17 protein-coding genes are annotated in these 18,566 nt (G+C 52.1%); 10 read left to right on the forward strand and 7 right to left on the reverse strand.

Annotated features, from left to right (window positions below):
* Positions 1–10 precede the first annotated feature (10 nt).
* The 4 genes from Pla22_RS21810 to Pla22_RS21825 all read left to right on the forward strand — a co-directional run bounded on the left by Pla22_RS21810 (position 11) and on the right by Pla22_RS21825 (position 4,922).
* Entirely contained in the window at positions 11–781 is a 771-nt protein-coding gene (locus Pla22_RS21810) for an SDR family oxidoreductase (RefSeq protein ID WP_146516910.1), read from the forward strand.
* 121 nt (positions 782–902) lie between these two features.
* Positions 903–2,381 (forward strand): aldehyde dehydrogenase, encoded by a 1,479-nt coding sequence (aldA, locus tag Pla22_RS21815; RefSeq protein WP_242632244.1) that lies wholly within the window; start codon positions 903–905, stop codon positions 2,379–2,381.
* Positions 2,374–3,558 (forward strand): mandelate racemase/muconate lactonizing enzyme family protein, encoded by a 1,185-nt coding sequence (locus tag Pla22_RS21820; RefSeq protein WP_146516911.1) that lies wholly within the window; start codon positions 2,374–2,376, stop codon positions 3,556–3,558. The genes aldA and Pla22_RS21820 overlap by 8 nt, the downstream gene beginning before the upstream one ends.
* Positions 3,559–3,596: 38 nt before the next feature.
* Positions 3,597–4,922 (forward strand): glycoside hydrolase family 117 protein, encoded by a 1,326-nt coding sequence (locus Pla22_RS21825; protein WP_242632245.1) that lies wholly within the window; start codon positions 3,597–3,599, stop codon positions 4,920–4,922.
* Positions 4,923–5,011: 89 nt separating this feature from the next.
* Here Pla22_RS21825 and Pla22_RS21830 read toward each other — a convergent pair whose 3' ends face one another.
* Positions 5,012–6,262: a glycoside hydrolase family 117 protein gene (locus tag Pla22_RS21830; RefSeq protein WP_146516912.1), complete on the reverse strand. Its 1,251-nt coding sequence runs from the start codon at positions 6,260–6,262 to the stop codon at positions 5,012–5,014.
* Between the two features lie 83 nt (positions 6,263–6,345).
* On the opposite strand from Pla22_RS21830, the gene Pla22_RS21835 reads away from it, so the two are divergent.
* The 6 genes from Pla22_RS21835 (at position 6,346) to radC (ending at position 12,476) form a co-directional block, all read left to right on the forward strand.
* Entirely contained in the window at positions 6,346–7,347 is a 1,002-nt protein-coding gene (locus tag Pla22_RS21835) for an ABC transporter substrate-binding protein (RefSeq protein ID WP_242632246.1), read from the forward strand.
* A gap of 11 nt (positions 7,348–7,358) precedes the next feature.
* Positions 7,359–8,912, forward strand: a complete 1,554-nt coding sequence (locus Pla22_RS21840; protein ID WP_146516913.1) for a sugar ABC transporter ATP-binding protein — start codon at positions 7,359–7,361, stop codon at positions 8,910–8,912.
* Positions 8,909–9,970, forward strand: a complete 1,062-nt coding sequence (locus Pla22_RS21845; protein WP_242632247.1) for an ABC transporter permease — start codon at positions 8,909–8,911, stop codon at positions 9,968–9,970. The genes Pla22_RS21840 and Pla22_RS21845 overlap by 4 nt, the downstream gene beginning before the upstream one ends.
* Positions 9,970–10,920: an ABC transporter permease subunit gene (locus Pla22_RS21850; protein WP_146516914.1), complete on the forward strand. Its 951-nt coding sequence runs from the start codon at positions 9,970–9,972 to the stop codon at positions 10,918–10,920. The genes Pla22_RS21845 and Pla22_RS21850 overlap by 1 nt, the downstream gene beginning before the upstream one ends.
* 152 nt (positions 10,921–11,072) lie before the next feature.
* Positions 11,073–11,444: a hypothetical protein gene (locus Pla22_RS21855; RefSeq protein ID WP_146516915.1), complete on the forward strand. Its 372-nt coding sequence runs from the start codon at positions 11,073–11,075 to the stop codon at positions 11,442–11,444.
* Positions 11,445–11,516: 72 nt separating this feature from the next.
* Positions 11,517–12,476 carry a RadC family protein gene (gene radC, locus Pla22_RS21860; RefSeq protein ID WP_146516916.1) on the forward strand — a complete coding sequence of 320 codons (960 nt, stop codon included), beginning with the start codon at positions 11,517–11,519 and terminating at the stop codon, positions 12,474–12,476.
* Between the two features lie 3 nt (positions 12,477–12,479).
* On the opposite strand, the gene Pla22_RS21865 is transcribed toward radC, so the two are convergent.
* Genes Pla22_RS21865 through Pla22_RS21890 form a run of 6 tightly spaced genes read right to left on the reverse strand, consistent with a single transcriptional unit; the run spans position 12,480 to position 18,561 of the window.
* Positions 12,480–13,814 carry an FAD:protein FMN transferase gene (locus Pla22_RS21865; RefSeq protein ID WP_242632248.1) on the reverse strand — a complete coding sequence of 445 codons (1,335 nt, stop codon included), beginning with the start codon at positions 13,812–13,814 and terminating at the stop codon, positions 12,480–12,482.
* Between the two features lie 37 nt (positions 13,815–13,851).
* A complete protein-coding gene (gene nqrF, locus Pla22_RS21870) occupies positions 13,852–15,075 on the reverse strand; it encodes an NADH:ubiquinone reductase (Na(+)-transporting) subunit F (protein WP_146516917.1) in 1,224 nt (407 codons plus the stop codon).
* Between the two features lie 42 nt (positions 15,076–15,117).
* Complete coding sequence (gene nqrE, locus Pla22_RS21875; RefSeq protein WP_146516918.1) at positions 15,118–15,753, reverse strand: NADH:ubiquinone reductase (Na(+)-transporting) subunit E; 636 nt, start codon at positions 15,751–15,753, stop codon at positions 15,118–15,120.
* An 18-nt stretch (positions 15,754–15,771) separates the two neighbouring features.
* Positions 15,772–16,395: an NADH:ubiquinone reductase (Na(+)-transporting) subunit D gene (locus Pla22_RS21880; protein WP_146516919.1), complete on the reverse strand. Its 624-nt coding sequence runs from the start codon at positions 16,393–16,395 to the stop codon at positions 15,772–15,774.
* A gap of 5 nt (positions 16,396–16,400) precedes the next feature.
* Positions 16,401–17,273, reverse strand: coding sequence for a Na(+)-translocating NADH-quinone reductase subunit C (locus Pla22_RS21885; protein ID WP_146516920.1), 873 nt, complete (start codon positions 17,271–17,273; stop codon positions 16,401–16,403).
* A complete protein-coding gene (locus tag Pla22_RS21890) occupies positions 17,260–18,561 on the reverse strand; it encodes an NADH:ubiquinone reductase (Na(+)-transporting) subunit B (RefSeq protein WP_146516921.1) in 1,302 nt (433 codons plus the stop codon). The genes Pla22_RS21885 and Pla22_RS21890 overlap by 14 nt, the downstream gene beginning before the upstream one ends.
* Positions 18,562–18,566: the final 5 nt, after the last annotated feature.

Below are 18,566 nucleotides of genomic sequence, written 5' to 3' on the forward strand. Positions count from 1 at the left end.
ATTCTTGATCATGACGACTCTTCAAACATTCGACTTATCCGGCAAGACGGCCTTGGTCACCGGGTGCAAACGCGGCATCGGCAAAGGCATGGCCGTGGGCTTGGCCGAAGCGGGAGCCAATATCATTGGCGTATCCGCTTCGCTTGAACTCAGTGGCAGCGATGTCGAAAAGGAAGTAACCGCGCTCGGGAGAACCTTTCATGGCTACCAATGCGATTTTTCAGATCGCGAAGCCGTGTACAAGTTCATCACAGACGTCAAAGCGGACCATCCTCAGATCGACATCTTGGTCAACAATGCGGGCACCATTCTTCGCAAACCAGCCGCCGAGCATCCCGATGAGTATTGGGACAAAGTATTGGAAGTAAATCTTAACGCTCAATTCGTTCTTGCTCGTGAGTTTGGCAAAGAGATGCTCACTCGGGGCAGTGGAAAAATCATCTTCACTGCTTCGCTGCTGACCTTTCAAGGGGGAATCACCGTCCCCGGTTACGCAGCAAGCAAAGGTGGCATTGGTCAACTCACGATGGCATTGGCAAACGAGTGGGCGGGTAAAGGAGTGAACGTCAACGCAATCGCGCCCGGCTACATTGCAACGGACAACACCGAAGCCTTGCGTGACGATCCCATTCGAAGCGAACAAATCCTCGCTCGAATACCGGCCGGTCGTTGGGGCAATCCCGATGACTTCAAAGGTCCCGTTGTTTTCTTGGCATCCGACGCCGCGAACTATGTACACGGCACGACTTTGCTAGTCGATGGCGGCTGGATGGGCCGCTGATAAAGACTCTAAACCAATTGCCAACCGAGCTGCCTGCTTAGTTGGCGATTGGCTAACCGGCGTGGTCGAGCCACACCGCAACCTTTTCGAACCAACTTACTTTTCAACCAAGACTGTTTAAATGACCAAGTCCATGAAAGAGTCGAGCGACGGGATCGATCGCTATCGCATGTTCATCAATGGCGAGTTTTGCGACTCGGTGTCCGGTGAAACCATCGACGTTGAAAGCCCGACGAATGAGCAAGTATTGTTCACGGTCCCCAAGGGGAACCAGCAGGACGCGATTCTTGCGCTTGAAACCGCCCAGGCTGCGCAAAAAGCATGGGCCGCTAGGCCCGCTGTCGAAAGAGGCGAGATCCTTTCAAAGTTCGCGGACCTAATTCGCGAAAACCGCGAACGGCTGGCCAAAATTTTGGTTCAGGAAATGGGTAAGACCTACGGACTGGCTTTGGGTGAAGTTGACGTATCAGCGGACTTCATCAACTTCCCCGCGCAAGCCGCTCGACGGTTGGAAGGCGATATCCTTCCATCCGACTTGCCAAACGAACACATCATGATTCACAAGGTTCCCTATGGCGTCACCGTCGGGATCGCCGCGTGGAACTTCCCTCTCGCACTTGCTTGCCGAAAGATCGGCCCAGCGTTAACCACGGGCAATGTGATGGTCGTTAAACCGCCGTCCGTGACTCCCGTCGCTGTCCTAGCCCTCGGCGAACTCGCTCAACAAGCTGGCATTCCTAAAGGCGTTCTAAATCTTGTTACCGGTGGCGGATCCACCATGGGCGAGGAACTTGTCACCAACAAGATCACTCGTTTGGTAACCATGACCGGTTCAACGCCAACGGGGCAAGAAATTTTCCGAAAGGCTGCCGAACGATTGACCGCCGTACGATTGGAACTCGGCGGGAAAGCCCCATTCATTTTGCTGGCCGATGGTGACGTGGAAAAGGCTGTCGATGCAGCCGTGGTTTCTCGTCACCTCAACAGCGGTCAGGTGTGCACGTGTCCTGAACGATTCTATATCCACGACGCTGTTTATGATGAGTTCCTTGAAAAGTACATCGCTGCCGTTTCCAAGTTGAAGATTGGCGACCCCATGGAAGAAGGTACTGACATCGGGCCGAAGGTGAATGCTCACGAAACAAATGAGCTTGAAAAGATTGTCAAGCGAGCCGTCGACGCCGGTGCCAAAGTTGCCCTCGGTGGCAAACGTCCCGAAGGCGAAGCATTCCAAAAAGGACATTGGTATGAGCCCACAATTTTGACCGACTGCACCAATGACATGAGCGTGATGCGAGACGAAGTCTTCGGCGTTGTCAGCCCCATCATGCGAATCAAGAGTTACGACGAAGCATTGGAGCTTGCCAACGATAGTGACTTCGGACTTGCAGCTTTTCTGTTCACGCGCGACATGCGACTGATTCAGCGAGCAGTTCTTGAACTTGAATTTGGCGAAATCTATGTCAATCGTCCGATGGGCGAGCAACGACAAGGGTTCCACAATGGGCACAAGTTAAGCGGAACCGGGGGCGAAGACGGCAAGTACGGACTCGACAATTACCTCGAAAAGAAAACGATGTACGTGAATTTCAATGACTAACTCAATACCCTCACCCGCATCTCAGACTTCGGTGGACGGCACGGTCGGCCCATTGGAAGTCAAATCTACTGCTAAGATCAAACCAACTGTGAAGATTAAATCCATCGTTGCACGCCTGTTCAACGTCCCACTTCCCGAAGTGTTATCCGACGCCAAGCACGGTGATCACACACACTTCGAGTTAGTGACGGCTACGGTTACGCTTGAAGACGGCAGCGAAGGTACCGGATACACCTATACCGGCGGCAAAGGCGGTCATGCGATCAAAGCAATGATCGAACACGACCTTGCACCGGCGCTGATCGGCAAAGATGGCAACGACATCGATGCGGTATATGACTTTATGGAATGGCACATCCACTACGTTGGTCGCGGAGGGATAGCGTCGTTTGCCATGTCGGCGATCGACATCGCGCTTTGGGATATCCGCTGCTTGAAAGCGGGTGAACCGCTTTGGAAGATGGCGGGTGGTGCTGGTAATAGTTGTAAGGCTTACTGCGGCGGCATCGACCTGATGTTCCCGCTAGACAAGCTCCTCAATCAAATCCGCGGCTATTTGGCCAACGGCTTTAACGCCGTCAAAATCAAGATCGGTCGAGAGAATCTCGATGAAGACATTGAGCGGATCAAAGCAGTTCGTGAGCTGATTGGCCCCGAACGCACATTCATGGTTGACGCGAACTACTCGATGAGCGTGGACAAGGCCATTGAAGCTGCAAAACGATTCGAGCCCTATGACATTGCATGGTTTGAAGAACCAACCATTCCGGACGACTACCTTGGCTACGCGAAGATAGCCGATGCGACAGGCGTACCACTGGCGATGGGCGAGAACTTGCACACGATCCATGAGTTTGGCTATGCGTTTGAGCAATCCAAACTTTCCTTTATCCAACCTGATGCATCGAATTGCGGTGGCATCACCGGATGGTTGGCTGCTGCCGCAATGTCGCGGAAATACGACACCCCGGTTTGCTCACACGGCATGCAAGAGCTTCACGTCAGCTTGGTTTCGTCTCAACCTAACGCTGGCTGGCTAGAAGTTCACAGTTTCCCGATTGATCAGTACACAACGCGTCCTTTGGTAGTCGAAAACTATCGCGCGGTGGCATCCGACGCACCCGGTACCGGCGTCGTTTTCGAATGGGAAAAATTGGCTCCTTTTGAGGTCAAGTAGGTTCCCACCAGAGCTGACGTAGATCAAGTCACTTCGCGATGAACATCACGCGAGCCTTGCTGAGCATCCGCACCACAGACTTAAGAGTGATCTCCATGATTCAAATGTTTGCGTTGACCATAGCCTTATGTAGCGGCTGGCTTTACTCGGCTGTCGCGGACGAATCCCAGGTCTTTCCGTACGGTAACGTTCCTGACGAAAAGCCTGACCTACCACTTAGCACCGCGATGCAACGCGTCTATGACGGCACCTATGCGGGGATCGATGCAACGCGCAACGAACTGTTCTCGCGTTTCAAATACACTCCGTTGGAAGGCTTTGATTATCACGGCCACGACGGAACGGTTTCGCGACGTGATTCTACGAAGGTCATTCGTGCCAATGGCAAGTACTACGTTTGGTACACCCATCGCCAAACTCCCACACCGCCCAACTATGATGGCGGCGCCAACGAAACCATACCTTCTCGCGATTGGGACTTGTCTGAGATTTGGTATGCGACCAGCGACGATGGATTTAGGTGGGAAGAGCAGGGCGTTGCAATCAAACGCATGGAGAAACCCAACGCCGGGTGGAGATCCGTATCGACTCCCGACATCTTGGTTTGGAAAGGCAAGTACTACATGTACTATCAAGCCTACCTGTTTATGCCGGGCAGTCGCGAATCAAGCGGAACCAACGGCGACGATTGTCCAGTATCGGCTTCGGTAGCGGATTCACCCGATGGCCCTTGGACACCATGCAATAAAATTGTGGTCGAAAACGGACCGCCGGGCTCATGGGACCAGTACGTGATTCACGACCCCTATCCCTTGGTGCGAAACGGACAAATCTACCTGTACTACAAGGGAGAGATGGGGGGGACTCCCTTGCCTGTTCGTGCTCAGGGGCTCGCAATCGCCGACCATCCTTTTGGACCCTTCAAAAAGCACCCGCTCAACCCAGTCATCAACTCGGGTCACGAAACGTCGCTATTCCCATTCAAGACCGGAGTGGCTGCGCTCGTGAGTCGCCATGGGCTCGAGCACAACACGATTCAGTACTCGCCCGACGGCGTGAATTTTGAAATTGCTGCGATCACCGGACTGATGCCAATCGCACCGGGAGCTTACGTTCCCGATGCGTTCACGGACACCGCCGATGGTCGGGGGATCACATGGGGCCTATGCCACTTTCGAAACCTTGGTCGCGACGAGGGCAAAAGTCATAGCATGCTCGCTCGTTTCGACTGCGATCTAAGCTTAGACGTGGACGACCTAGAAATGAAAGAGACCGATATCTTTAACGACCCAGAAATCAATTTCAAATTCGGGCTCAGCGAAACGCAGCGAAAACGAATCGAAGCGGCAACCAAGAACGAATAGAACTACTGGTGTGTCATGAGAACGTTTCGACAGTGAGCACTCGCGAGTGCTTGCCGTTCGGCGTTTGATCAGGACTCTCGTCGTTCTTGTTACTTCGCTAGATCCTGCTTTGCGGCTTGCTGACGCTGCTTGATTGATCCCTCACCGAGGCCGTTTTGAAAATAGACTTCGGGTGAGTAGTAGTATTCAGGATCCTTCATGAAGCGGTCGTCAAGATCTTGACTGAGATCACAATCAAAGCGACCTAAAATCGTATGTGCCTTGTCGCGAGATTTGGCTCCCCATGGAAAGTGGCACAATCCCCATGTGATCCCTCGACCATCGTCGGTGTCCGTGAACGCATCGGGGACATAGGGTCCTGGCGCGATTGGCATTAGAATAGCCGTGGACGTCATTTTGAAATTGATTCCATCGGGCGCGAACTGAATCGTGTCGTGTTCGTTCCCGTGTCGTATGGCCAGGGCAGCAATGCCACCACGAAACGGAAACAGCCCCGTTTCATGCCCCGAGTTCAACACTGGATTAAGTGGACATTTCTCGAACGGTCCCAACGGATCATCCGCAATGGCAAGACCTTGCGCACGCACGGGATGGGGAGGCCCGTTAAAGTCGGACTTGTAATACAGATAGATCCGCCCCTTGTAGACCAAGGGATAAGGATCGTGAATGGAATACTGGTCCCATGCACCTTCGGGACCATTGGGGACCACGATCTTGTTTGTGGCCGTCCAAGGCCCATCGGGTGAATCAGCGTACGAAACGGATACTGGGCAATCGTCCCCGCGTTTACCCGAAACCTCCATGAATCCTTGGTAGTAAAGGTAGTACTTTCCTTTCCAAAACAGGACATCCGGAGTCGAAACAGAACGCCAGCCAACATTCGGTTTGGGTGGACGAGGGACTGCAACACCTTGTTCTTCCCAGGTAAATCCATCAGTGCTGGTCGCATACCAAATCTCAGCCAAGTCCCAGTCAGCAGACGGAATCTCGTCAGTCGCGTCATCGGCGCCGCGTGGTGGGCTGACGGTGCTTCGATGGGTGTACCAAACGTAGTACTTTCCATTTGCCTTAACGACCTTAGAAGGATCACGTCGAGTAAGTGTTCCATCACCGCCGTTGTAGGTCAGACCTTTCAATGGTGTGTAACGAAACTTGCTTGACAGTTCGTTCCCCCAATAAGTCGGTGATTCATAGTCATCGTACGCGCGGTTCATCGCCTCACTTAGAGGCATGTCTGGCTTTTCAGTAGGAATCTTAAAGGGAAAAAATGGTTCGTCCGCGTACCCAATCCATGACAAGCAACAAGCAGTGAAGAAAAGCAACAAGCGTTGAACGTTCATACGACATATCTGTTTTGAAGGTAGTGGATCGGTTAAGCTTTTGTTACTTGAGAGAACATCCCCTCGAACAAAAGGCTCACCTAATGAACCGTAAACTTTCGAAGTTACATTTTACACTGATCGTGATGTTGTTGGGTATCGTTGTGGGATGCAGTTCGTCGAAAGGTCCTCAATCGGACGATGTCGCAGACGCCGATGGATCCCAATCGGTACCCGTGATTGGATTCGTACAGACCGGTGCCGAAAGTGATTGGCGCAAAGCCCACTCGGAATCAGTCCGTGATGCAGCCAAGGCTTCCGGGTATGACCTTCGTTTCGCAGACGGTCAAGGAAAGCAAGAGAACCAAATCAAAGCGCTCAGTTCATTCGTGGCGCAAGGTGTCGACGGCATCATTTTGTCTCCGCTAGTCGAAACCGGCTGGGATAACGTTCTCGAGAAAGCGAAGAAGCGAGACATCCCCGTACTAATCCTGGATCGCCAAGTCGACGTGAAAGACGACTCGCTCTACGTCACGTACATTGGCGCCGATACGTATAACGAGGGTCGGTTAGCAGCAGAATGGTTAATTGAAGAAACCGGTGGAACTGCCAAAGTCGTTGAATTGCAAGGAACACCGGGTGCTTCACCTACAATCAATCGTTTCAAGGGATTCCGCGACGTCATCGCCGATCACTCGGGCATCGAAATCATCGCAACGCAAAGCGGTGACTTTCGTCGCTCTAAGGGCAAGGAAGTTATGGAAGCGATGTTAAAAAAGCATGGTGACGATATCGATGTCGTTTATGCCCACAACGACGACATGGCGATTGGTGCGATTCAAGCGATCGAAGATGCAGGTAAGAAACCCGGCGATGACATCATTCTTGTTTCTATCGATGGAGTTCGTGGTGCGTTCGAAGCCATGGTCGAAGGCAAACTGAACTGCACTGTCGAATGCAATCCACTGCAGGGTCCGATGGCGTTTGAGGCAATGGACAAAATCCTAGCAGGCGATACTGCTGACATTCCTAAAAAGCAAATGATCAAAGACGAAGTGTACGATCGTGACACTGCGAAAGACGTGATCGACTCGCGGAAGTATTAGGTCGTCGAATCATGACAGAGTCACGACTTCTTGACGCTCGAAATTTGGAAAAGAGCTTTCCTGGCGTTCGAGCGCTCGCCGGTGCGAGCTTCAACGTACGACGCGGTGAAGTCCACGCGTTGATGGGAGAAAACGGTGCCGGGAAGTCTACGCTTATCAAGGTACTTACCGGTGTTCATCAACGGGACCGCGGCGAAGTTGTTTTCGATGGGCACCCTATACATCCACGTGCGCCCGTCGAAGCCGAAGCCCTCGGAATAAGCACGGTCTACCAGGAAGTCAACTTAATCCCCCACCTTTCCGTCGCCGAGAACATATCCATCGGCCGACAACCGCTTCGTTTCGGCCTTGTCGATTGGAAAGCCGTACGTCAATCAGCCTCGCGTGCACTAGACCGCATGGGGCTTGCGCTAGACGTCAACCGAGAGCTTGCCTCGTATTCGGTTGCTATGCAACAAATGATCGCGATAGCACGAGCGATTGACCTTGATGCGAAACTACTGATTCTAGATGAGCCAACGTCAAGCCTCGATGAAAAGGAAGTCGACGAACTGTTCGAGGTGATGGACCGACTCCGTAGCAGTGGACTCGGCATCGTTTTCGTTACTCACTTTTTGGATCAGGTCTATAAAATCACCGATCGAATTACGGTGCTTCGTAACGGACAACACGCTGGCGAGTTTGTTACCGCTAACCTTCCGCGAATCGAATTGGTCGGCCAGATGCTAGGCAAAGCTCCGTCGGAAGTGCAGTCCATGGAAGAAGCCACGAAAGCAGCCCATCAAAACGTCACCAGCAAACCGGATGACGAGGCAGCGACGATTCTGAAAGCAAAGAATTATTCGCGGCGAGGCGCTATCGAACCGTTTGATCTTAATGTCCGACGTGGTGAAGTAGTGGGTTTAGCAGGTTTGCTGGGCAGTGGTCGAACGGAAATTGCTCGCTTGCTGTTTGGATTGGACAGTGCATCGAGTGGAACGTTGTCGGTCGATGGTTCAGAAGTCTCGCGTTGGTCACCTCGAAAGGCAATCGATTGTGGCCTTGCATTTTGCCCCGAGGACCGAAAGGTTGATGGTGTGATCGCTGATCTATCGGTCCGCGAAAATATCGTCTTGACGATGCAAGCAAGTCGTTCGGTGATACGGACTTTGCCTCGCAAAAAACAGTTAGCTCTTGCGGAGCACTACATCAAAGCACTGCGAATCAAAACACCGTCACCTGAAACTGCCGTGGGCAATCTTTCCGGCGGAAATCAGCAGAAGGTTTTGCTCGCCCGTTGGTTGGTGATGTCACCAAAGCTAATCATCTTAGATGAGCCGACGCGTGGCATCGACGTGGGAGCGAAAGCCGAGATCGAAAGACTCGTGGCGTCACTTCGCGATGACGGAATGGCTATCGTGTTCATATCGTCGGAACTTGAAGAAGTGGTGCGTGTATGCGAGCGAGTCATGGTGCTGCGTGATCATCGAGTCATTGGTGAACTCAAGGGCGACCATGTTTCGGAGAATCGAATCATGAGGTTAATTGCTCACAGCGAAATCCAAGCTAACGAGTTAGACAAGTGAGTGATCCTTTAACGCCGCCAACCGAACAACCATCTGTGTTCTCGCGAATTATGGCTAGTCGTATAGCTTGGCCCATACTGGGATTGGCTGCTCTGCTGATATTCAATGCAGTGTTCATCCCGTCATTCTTTCAGATTGAAAGTCGTGACGGGCATCTGTATGGCAGCCTAATCGACGTGCTCAACCGCGGATCAATTGGTGCAATCTTGGCAATTGGGATGACGCTGGTGATCGCAACCGGAGGCGTCGATTTGTCCGTTGGCTCGGTGATGGCGATTGCGGGAGCCATCGCAGCGCTGATGCTAACGGAAACAGACATGGCAATGGCAGTGATCTTTCCCTGCGTTGCATTGGTCGCTGTCATCGCGGGGCTTTTTAATGGATTGTTGATAGCGTACTTAAAGATTCAGCCGATCATTGCGACCCTGATCCTGATGGTTTCAGGCCGAGGGATTGCCAAGTTCATAACAGGTGAAAAGATCATCACGATTGGCGATGAATTTCGCAATCCAGTGTTTGATTTCGTGGGAAAGGGGCATCTCTTTGGAATTCCTTTTCCAATCACGATCTTTATCGTTTTGTTCTTCGCGACGGCCTTGATCGTTCGCCGAACTTCCATTGGACTGTTCATTGAAGCGGTCGGTGCCAACGAGACGGCGAGCCGGGCCAGTGGCATCAACGATCGAGCCGTCAAGATTGCGGTCTATACCTTTGCCGCATTGTGCGCTGCCATTGCAGGCTTGATCGACACTTCTAACATCAACGCCGCGGATACGATCAACGCAGGGGTATTCACTGAACTCGATGCAATCTTTGCCGTCGTGGTCGGCGGTACGGCACTGACGGGCGGTCGGTTTTCTTTGACGGGGTCCCTTATTGGAGCGATCTTGCTTCAAACGTTGATGACAACTCTTTATACGTACGGCGTTCCATCAGATGTTGCCCCCGTGCCTAAAGCTCTTGTGATCCTAGGCGTTTGCTTAATGCAGTCACCTGAATTTCGCGACAGTGTTCGATCTTGGTTTCGAATCCATCAAAAGCTGGAAGAGCGTCGTTGATGAACCTGATCCCGCGCAAGTTGATACCGCTGATGACAACAGCCTTGGTGCTGGTTGTTCTTTTTGCAGTCGCGTCGCTAAAGTACGAAGGCTTTTTGTCGATGTATGTGATTGCGGATCTGTTTTCCGAGAACGCGTTCTTGGGAATCATTGCGCTTGGCATGACACTCGTGATTATCTCCGGTGGCATTGATTTGTCGGTTGGTTCCGTGATCGGGTTCACATCGATCTTCGTTGCGACGTTGATTAGCGAGCACGGAATCAATCCTTGGTTGGTCTGGTTACTCGCCTTGGCGATCGGGACCGGCCTGGGTGCAATCATGGGGATCATGATTCAAAGCTATCGCCTGCCCGCGTTCTTAGTCACCCTTGGCGGAATGTTTTTCGCTCGAGGCATGGCGTTCTTTGTCAAACCCGAAGCAGTGCAAATCGACCACGCCGTTTATGATTGGCTAGGAGACATTGCGTTACCAATAGGAGGCGGAGCAGAGCTAGGAATCGCTCCGCTGATATTCCTGACCATGTTCGTGGTGGTCATGCTAACTTCGCACTACAGTCGATTCGGCCGTAACTTGTACGCGATCGGTGGCGACGAAGACTCAGCCGTCTTGATGGGACTGCCAGTCGCAAGAACAAAGATCCTGGTTTATACGTTCAATGGTTTCTTGTCAGCTTTGGCTGGAATCACGATGACGCTTTACATGGACAGCGGGAATCCAATCAATGCCACATCACTGGAACTTGATGCAATTGCGGTGGTTGTTATTGGCGGAACTCTTTTGACGGGCGGGGTTGGCTACGTTTCAGGAACAATGCTTGGCTTTCTGATTTATGCCACCATTTACCAAATCACGTACTTTGCCAGCTTTCGATCATCGCTAGCAACGATCGCCATAGGTGTGTTGTTGCTGGGCTTCATCATTTTGCAAAAGTCGCTTGTTCGCAAGTAAGCGTTGGTCGTATCCGACCGCTCTGCGCAGGCGCGATTCGCCGTTAGTAACTGGCAAAAAAGTTGACGCGATTCCGAATAGCGATAGGCTGAGATAATGCGCAAATTGAAGTTGCGTCTTCTATCCAGCGTTGCTTCTGAAGGGCCCTAAACATGTTTCGTCCTTTTTCTTTGATTGCCATAACCGCCGTTATCGCGTTTACCTACGCGGATATTTCCTATGCTCAGGTCGGCGATTCCATTCGGGATCGAACAAAAGCTCAATTGCGTGCACAAGCGCTTCGCCAGGCGGCCGGCAATCGCAGATCCGTGTATCGATCGTATCGTCCGCCAGTTTACTATCGGCCAAACTACTACCCACAGAACTACTATCCGACCAATCCCTATTACGGCGGTGGGTACTATGGATATCCTGGTTATGGAAACTATTTGCCTTACTATCGCTATCAAGTGTCACCTGGGTCAGGCAGCGTCGACAGCAACTATTTCGGTAACCCTCACGCAAGCCAGTACTTCCCCCGATAGCAACATTGGCAACGACGCAGTCGGTAGACTTGAGTGTCTTTTACCCGATGTCTTTTGCGTACGTTGCCAAACATGAATTCAAACGACAAAGAAAAACGTCGTGAGCGAATGCTCAACGTTGTCGGCCCTCTGTTGGATCTCAACGACTTCTGTGCTGACGATGCAAAACTGCATTGTTTGGAAGCTCAACCTGCTTACGTAACGCGAACGATTACCGAATTGGTAAGAGATGGTGTATTACTGCGCACCGATGTTGCCGGTACGACGCGTTACCGTTGGACGCAGTCGCCCGAAACGTTCGAACCAAAACAGTGGATTGATTCCAAGATTCATGGCCTGCAACTAAAAGAAACTCCTGAAGCAATGCGGCCTCGGGAACGCCTCCTTCGTCACGGCGCTGAATCGCTGGCAGACGCTGAATTGCTGGCGATCTTGATTCGGGTCGGCGTCCCGAAGGAATCGGCTGTCATGGGCGCGCAACGGATAGCCAACCGCTTTAGCGAGTTGCTTCATGAATTGCCTCGATTGACGCCTAACGAATTGAAAGCGATTTCACCTGCGGCAACTGCATCTAGTTACGCGCAGATCATGGCTGGCATCGAATTGGGTCGACGTGTCGCGGCAATGGAAACGGATCGCATTGGCGAGATCGTTCGCATCACCAGCACGGCTGAGGCCATCGATTACTGCCGACGCGTTTTTCACCGGTTAGCTGTGGACGGCGTTCAAGAAGAATTTCACATCGTAACGCTGGATACAAAACACAAGCCGATTCATCATCACAACATCACCATTGGAACACTCGACGCAAGCCTCGTGCACCCTCGCGAGGTCTTTCACCCGGCGATCCGAGATTCAGCCTCAGCGATTTTATTGGTTCACAATCACCCAAGCGGGGATCCAACGCCAAGCCGTGAAGACCACAGTGTTACCCAACGGTTAACTGAAGTCGGAACACTACTGGGCATTCCGGTGCTCGATCACATCATCGTAGCGAGAGACCGATGCCTAAGCATTCGTGAGTGTGAATGAAACTTAGAGCACGCCGTCTTTACGACCGGTACCCTGTTCCATCTTCTCTCGCAATTCTTTGCACGCATCCGCAGGGTTACTGCAAATCGAGCAGCTAACCTTACCGTCTTCGGTGGTGGTGCCATTAAGACCGCCACATGATCCGGCGATCGGTTTCTTGCCAAAGATCACACCTATGGCCATGCCGAACAACACAAGTGCAAATGCAACGGTCGTGATCGCGATCAGCACCCACAACGAGTTCCCCTCGGCTGCTTTTGCCGCAGGCTTTCCATCGGCAACTTGCTCGCTGGAATAACGACGGAACGTTCCCGTCCCAACGCGGCTAAACCCATCGCTTGTACGGTTGATGAAAAAGGCATCGAGGTTTTCCGTGCTTGCTAAGTTCGGTCCAGCGTCAGGACCTAGAACATTCAGAGCAGTAGCCCATGCGTCAGCCTCCATGCAGCTTTCGCGAACGATCGAGACCGATGCAAGACTATGCACAATCGGCCGAGAAGTACGAGGGTCGATCGTGTGTGAGTATCGTTTGCCGTCGATTTCGACGTAATTGCGGTAGTCCCCCGACGTTGCCATCGAAGCGTCTCCGCCGGAACCGGTGGAGAGAGGGTAAGCGAGATCAACTTCATCAGCAGCCGCATCCGGAATCTGAATCCCAACCTTCCACCACTCGCCTGATTTGCTGCCGCTAGTCCTGACCTCACCACCGATCTCAACAAAACAATTTGCAACGCCGAGTTCGTTTAGCAATTCTACAACTCGGTCAACGCCATGACCTTTGGCAATCGCAGACAGATCGATCTGTACTTTCGGATGAGTCTTGCGAAGTCGAGGTGGATCAACAGTCACCTCTAGTTTCTCGTAGCCAACGAATTCTTGAAGTGACTTCAGCGTTTGATCACTGGGGACCTGGTTGCTGCGTGGAGCCGCGCCGAAATTCCACGCATCCACAATCGGGCCGACGGTAACGTCAAACGATCCGTCGGTCTTTCGAGACACTAGCTGGGCAAAAGCTACCACCTTGGCAACGTTTTGGCTGACGTCGAACCAATCAGTGGATTCGCTTTGATTGAACTGTGAGATCTGCGAGGACTTTAGGTAAGTCGACATCTCATCGTTCACGTCTCGCAATTCAGCATCAACGCTAAGCTGCAACTCTTCGACATCTACGTCATCGGGCTCGGCGTACAGCTTCACACTGTAGCGAGTGCCCATCGTTGGTCCGGACCAGCCGATTATCTCGCCGGCCCAAGCCTTCGCCAGCGTCAACTCGGTGAAGCCGACCTGCAACGTCACCAGCAACAAGCACAGCAGCGGCAACGATCGTTTGCGGGTCATGACAGTAAGCCGAAGGGACGCTTTAAAAAGACAGAAACTAGCCGCCGAAATCGTCGTAGGCAATGTTTTCGGGCTCGACACCCAAGTCATCAAGCATGCGGAAGACCGCTTGATTCATCATTGGTGGGCCACAGATGTAGTACTCAATATCTTCGGGTGCTGGATGAGTGCTAAGGTAGTTTTCAAGCAAGACTTGGTGGATGAAACCCTTGTACCCATCCCAATTGTCTTCGGGTGCAGGTTCCGAAAGAGCGATATTGAACTTGAAGTTAGGGAACTCACGTTCGATTTCACGGAAGTGATCGACGTAGAACAGTTCTCGCTTGCTTCGTCCGCCGTACCAGTAAGAAACCTTGCGGTCGGTCTTACCACGTTTGAACAATTCGAAGATGTGACTGCGGAGCGGCGCCATACCAGCACCACCACCGATATAAACCATTTCCGCATCAGTGTCCTTGATAAAGAACTCACCGTACGGACCGCTGATTGTGGCTTTGTCACCAGGCTTCAAGCTGAAGATCCAGCTACTCATCTTTCCTGGCGGAGTACCTTCGGGTGCACGTGGTGGTGGCGATGCAACACGGATGTTGAGCATGATGATGCCCTTTTCACCCGGGTAATTAGCCATCGAATAGGCACGCACGACTGGTTCATCTACCTTCGAAACGTAACGCCAAATGTTGAACTTGTCCCAATCTTCGTGGAAACGTTCTTCGATATCGAAGTCTTTGTAGTGAATCTCATGAGGAGGACATTCGATCTGAATGTATCCGCCAGCCTTGAAGTCAACTTCTTCGCCTTCAGGGAGCTTCAGCACGAACTCTTTGATGAAGGTCGCGACGTTGTTGTTGCTAAGAACTTCACATTCCCATTTCTTGGTGTCGAATGCTTCCGGTGGAACTTCGACTTCCATGTCCGTTTTCACGGACACTTGGCAACTCAGACGCTCACCCTCAGCCGCTTCTTTTTTGTTGATGTGACCCTTTTCGGTTTCCAAAATGTCACCGCCACCCGAAAGCACCTTCACCTTGCACTGGGCGCAAGTACCACCACCGCCACACGCACTACTAACAAAGATACCCGCGTCGGCCAAAGCCCCAAGCAGTTTTCCACCGGCTGGCACTTCGACTTCTTTTTGATTGTTGATCATGATTTTGACAGGGCCCGAAGCCACAAGTTGGCTCTTGGCCGCCAAAATCACGCCAACGAGGGCGAGCACCACGAAGGTGAACATGACAACGCCGAAAATTACGGTACTCATGAATCAATATCCGAACGGATCAAGTTGATGAAGGGGTTGGGTTTAAAGCTGGATGCCGCCGAACGACATGAACGCAAGAGCCATTAGGCCTACCGTGATGAACGTGATACCTAAACCGCGAAGAGGCGGTGGTACGTCACTGTATTTCATCTTCTCGCGAATTCCCGCCAATGCAACGATCGCCAAAGCCCACCCGACGCCGCAGCCGAGGCCGTAGACGACGGATTCGCCAAAGTCATAGCTGCGTTCTTGCATGAATAGCGATCCGCCCAAGATGGCGCAGTTGACCGTGATCAACGGCAAGAAAATACCCAAAGCGTTGTAGAGCGGTGGGAAGAACTTATCGAGGATCATTTCGAGGATCTGAACCATTGCCGCAATCACGCCGATGAAGCTGATGAATCCGAGAAACGATAAATCAACCGTCGCGAAATCAATTTGGCTGGTAGGAACAACTCCGTTGAGCCAAGTCAGGGCACCCTTTTTGAGAACCCAGGTATTAAGCAATTGGTTCGCCGGAATCGTGATCCCTTCGATCACGATCACTGCGATCCCCAAACCGAACGCCATTTTGACGTTCTTGCTGACGGCCAGGAACGTACACATGCCCAGGAAAAAGGCGAGTGCTAGGTTTTCAATGAAAACCGCGTTCATGAAAATGTTGAAGTAGTTTTGCATGGTTTTTGCTTTACTTGGTTACGCTTCTTCGATTTGTTCGGGTTTCCACGCACGAATTCCCCAGATCAAAAATCCGATCAGGAAGAAAGCACTTGGAGGCAAAAGCATCAAGTTGTTCGGGTTGTACCAACCACCGTTTCGATCGAGCCGTAGTATTTCGAAACCGAGGATCGAACCACTACCGAAAAACTCGCGGAAAACAGAAACGAACAACAACACTAGTCCGTAGCCGAGACCGTTTCCGATTCCGTCAAGGAAGCTAATGCCAGGTTTGTTTTTCATCGCGAAACCTTCGGCGCGGCCCATCACGATACAGTTGGTGATGATGAGACCAACGAACACCGACAATTGCTTGCTGATGTCGAAGAAGTAAGCCTTCAGCAACTGGTCGACCACAATCACCAACGAAGCAATCACCGTCATCTGAACGATGATTCGAATGCTGCTGGGGATGTACGATCGAATAGAACTGACAGCAAGGTTGCTGAACGCTGTCACCGCGATCACGGCCAATGCCATCACAATCGAAGTTTCAACTTTGGTTGTGACCGCCAACGCCGAACATATCCCAAGGATTTGCAGAGCAATCGGGTTGCTATCGATCAGCGGATCGACAAGCACATCAATAGGTTTCTTTGCCATTGCGATTAGCCCTTTACGAGGCTTGAGTCAGAGGCTGGAACGGGAGTGGACGAAACCGCAGCCGAGCTATCAGCGTCGCTTTGAATTTCTTGTTTAAGTTTCTTTAGGAACGGACCATAGCCGTCATCACTGGCCCAGTACTGAACCAAGTTGGTTACACCACGCGAAGTGATTGTTGCACCGGAAAGCCCATCGACGGCGTAAACATTGTCCGACGGGGCAGGGCCCTTGTAGACATACGCCGCTGGCTGGCCATCTTCGTTATAAAGCTTCAGGCCTTCCCACTGTGCTTTCCACGCTGGGTTGTCAACTTCGCCACCCAAACCGGGTGTTTCCTTGTGCTGATAGAACGTGATCCCTTGGATCGTTTCCATGTCGCTTTTCAGAGCCAAGTATCCGTAAAGCGTTCCCCAAAGGCCTTTGCCATAGATGGGCAACACAACCTGTTGAATCTTGTCACTATCAGGACGCTTAACGAAGAACACCTTCATCGTCCTGGGGCGAGACTCTTCGCCGGGCGTAAAGTCGCCGCCTTCAATCTTGACGTTCAAATCAGGATCTGAAATCGACTCGAGTAGATCCCAACTCTCGGGATCCATCTCGTCGTCGTAGGAACCATCTTCGAGGTTGACCAGTCGCTCGCTGACCCAGCCATAGAGCTCTTCGATCTGCTCAGGCTTCAAGCTCGACGCCGTTCGACCGTACTCACCAATCGCAAGACCGGCCGCATCAAGAATATTCTTCTGCTGGTCAAGCGTTTCATTTTCGGCTTGGATCGGACGCAGCGCTACCGCAGCAGCACTCACCACGAACGAGCAAACCAAACATAGGACTGCCGCTACCAAGATGGTGCGGCCCGTTGAATCAGGCTGTTGCATAGCGAGCGGCCCTCCGACGAACGTTCAATTGGACGACACAATAATCAATCAGCGGCGCGAACACGTTGCCGAACAAAATCGCCAACATGATCCCCTCGGGATAAGCAGGATTCACCACCCGTATCAACACGGTCATGAACCCGATCAAGCCACCGTATACCCATTTCCCAGCTTCAGTCATCGAAGCACTCACGGGGTCCGTGGCCATGAACACTAAGCCAAAGGCGAGCCCGCCAATGACCAAGTGCCAGTGAACGGGCACACTGAACATCGCGTTGCTTCCATCAGGCCCGCTTGAGTAAGTCAAAACCATAAGCGTGGACGTGATGGCGACGCCAGCGACAACGCCAGCCATGATTCGCCACGACCCAACGCCCGAGAAAATTAAGATCGCGGCACCGACAAGACAAAGCAGTGCACTGGTTTCCCCAATGCAGCCTTGAATGTTGCCTAAGAACGCATCCATCCAAGTGATGGAATCGTTCCAAATCGCTTTCTCGGCCATACCAACGCCGAGTGTATTTTCAATTGAGCTAAGCGAATCGGTTGCTTTCGTACCGTTTTCGGCAAGCGCCAACTTGCCCAGTGCAGTTGCCCCGCTGTAGCCATCGACTGCGGTCCAGACCCGATCACCGCTGATTTGTCCGGCGTAAGCAAAGTACAGAAACGCTCGTGAAGTCAGTGCTACGTTAAGGAAGTTACGCCCGGTACCTCCGAACACCTCCTTAGCCACAATGACACCAAATGAGATCCCCACTGCGACCTGCCACAGCGGAATCGACGCTGGCAGCGTTAGCGGAAACAACAAGCCGGTTACCAAGAACCCCTCGTTGATCTCATGCCCACGAAGCACGCTGAAGATCAATTCGATGTGGCCGCCCACAAACATGCAAACGATGTAAATCGGCAGGAAGTGAATCGCGCCAAGGACAAAGTTGTCTGCATGATTGTTGGGGTCGTTTTCAAAGCCCAATGCATGGTGAATGGTGTAGTGCCAGTCTTGTGATGTCTGGACACCCACCTCGGCACCCTGTGCGATCGCGGTGTTGGCCAAATGGCCGACATTCCACATCCCAAAGAGGGTGACGGGAACGAGTGCCAAAACAACCGTGATCATCATTCGCTTCAGGTCGATCGCGTCGCGAACGTGGGTTGCGCCATGAGTGACTTCACCCGGAGTATACAAGAACGTGTCTAACGCCTCGTACATCGGGTACGCCATCGAGAGCGGCCCGCCTTTAGCAAAGAGCGGATGAACCTTATCAAGTGCGGTTCGAAGTGCTTTCATCTGAG

It is taken from the genome of Rubripirellula amarantea, assembly GCF_007859865.1.
GTDB lineage: Bacteria > Planctomycetota > Planctomycetia > Pirellulales > Pirellulaceae > Rubripirellula > Rubripirellula amarantea.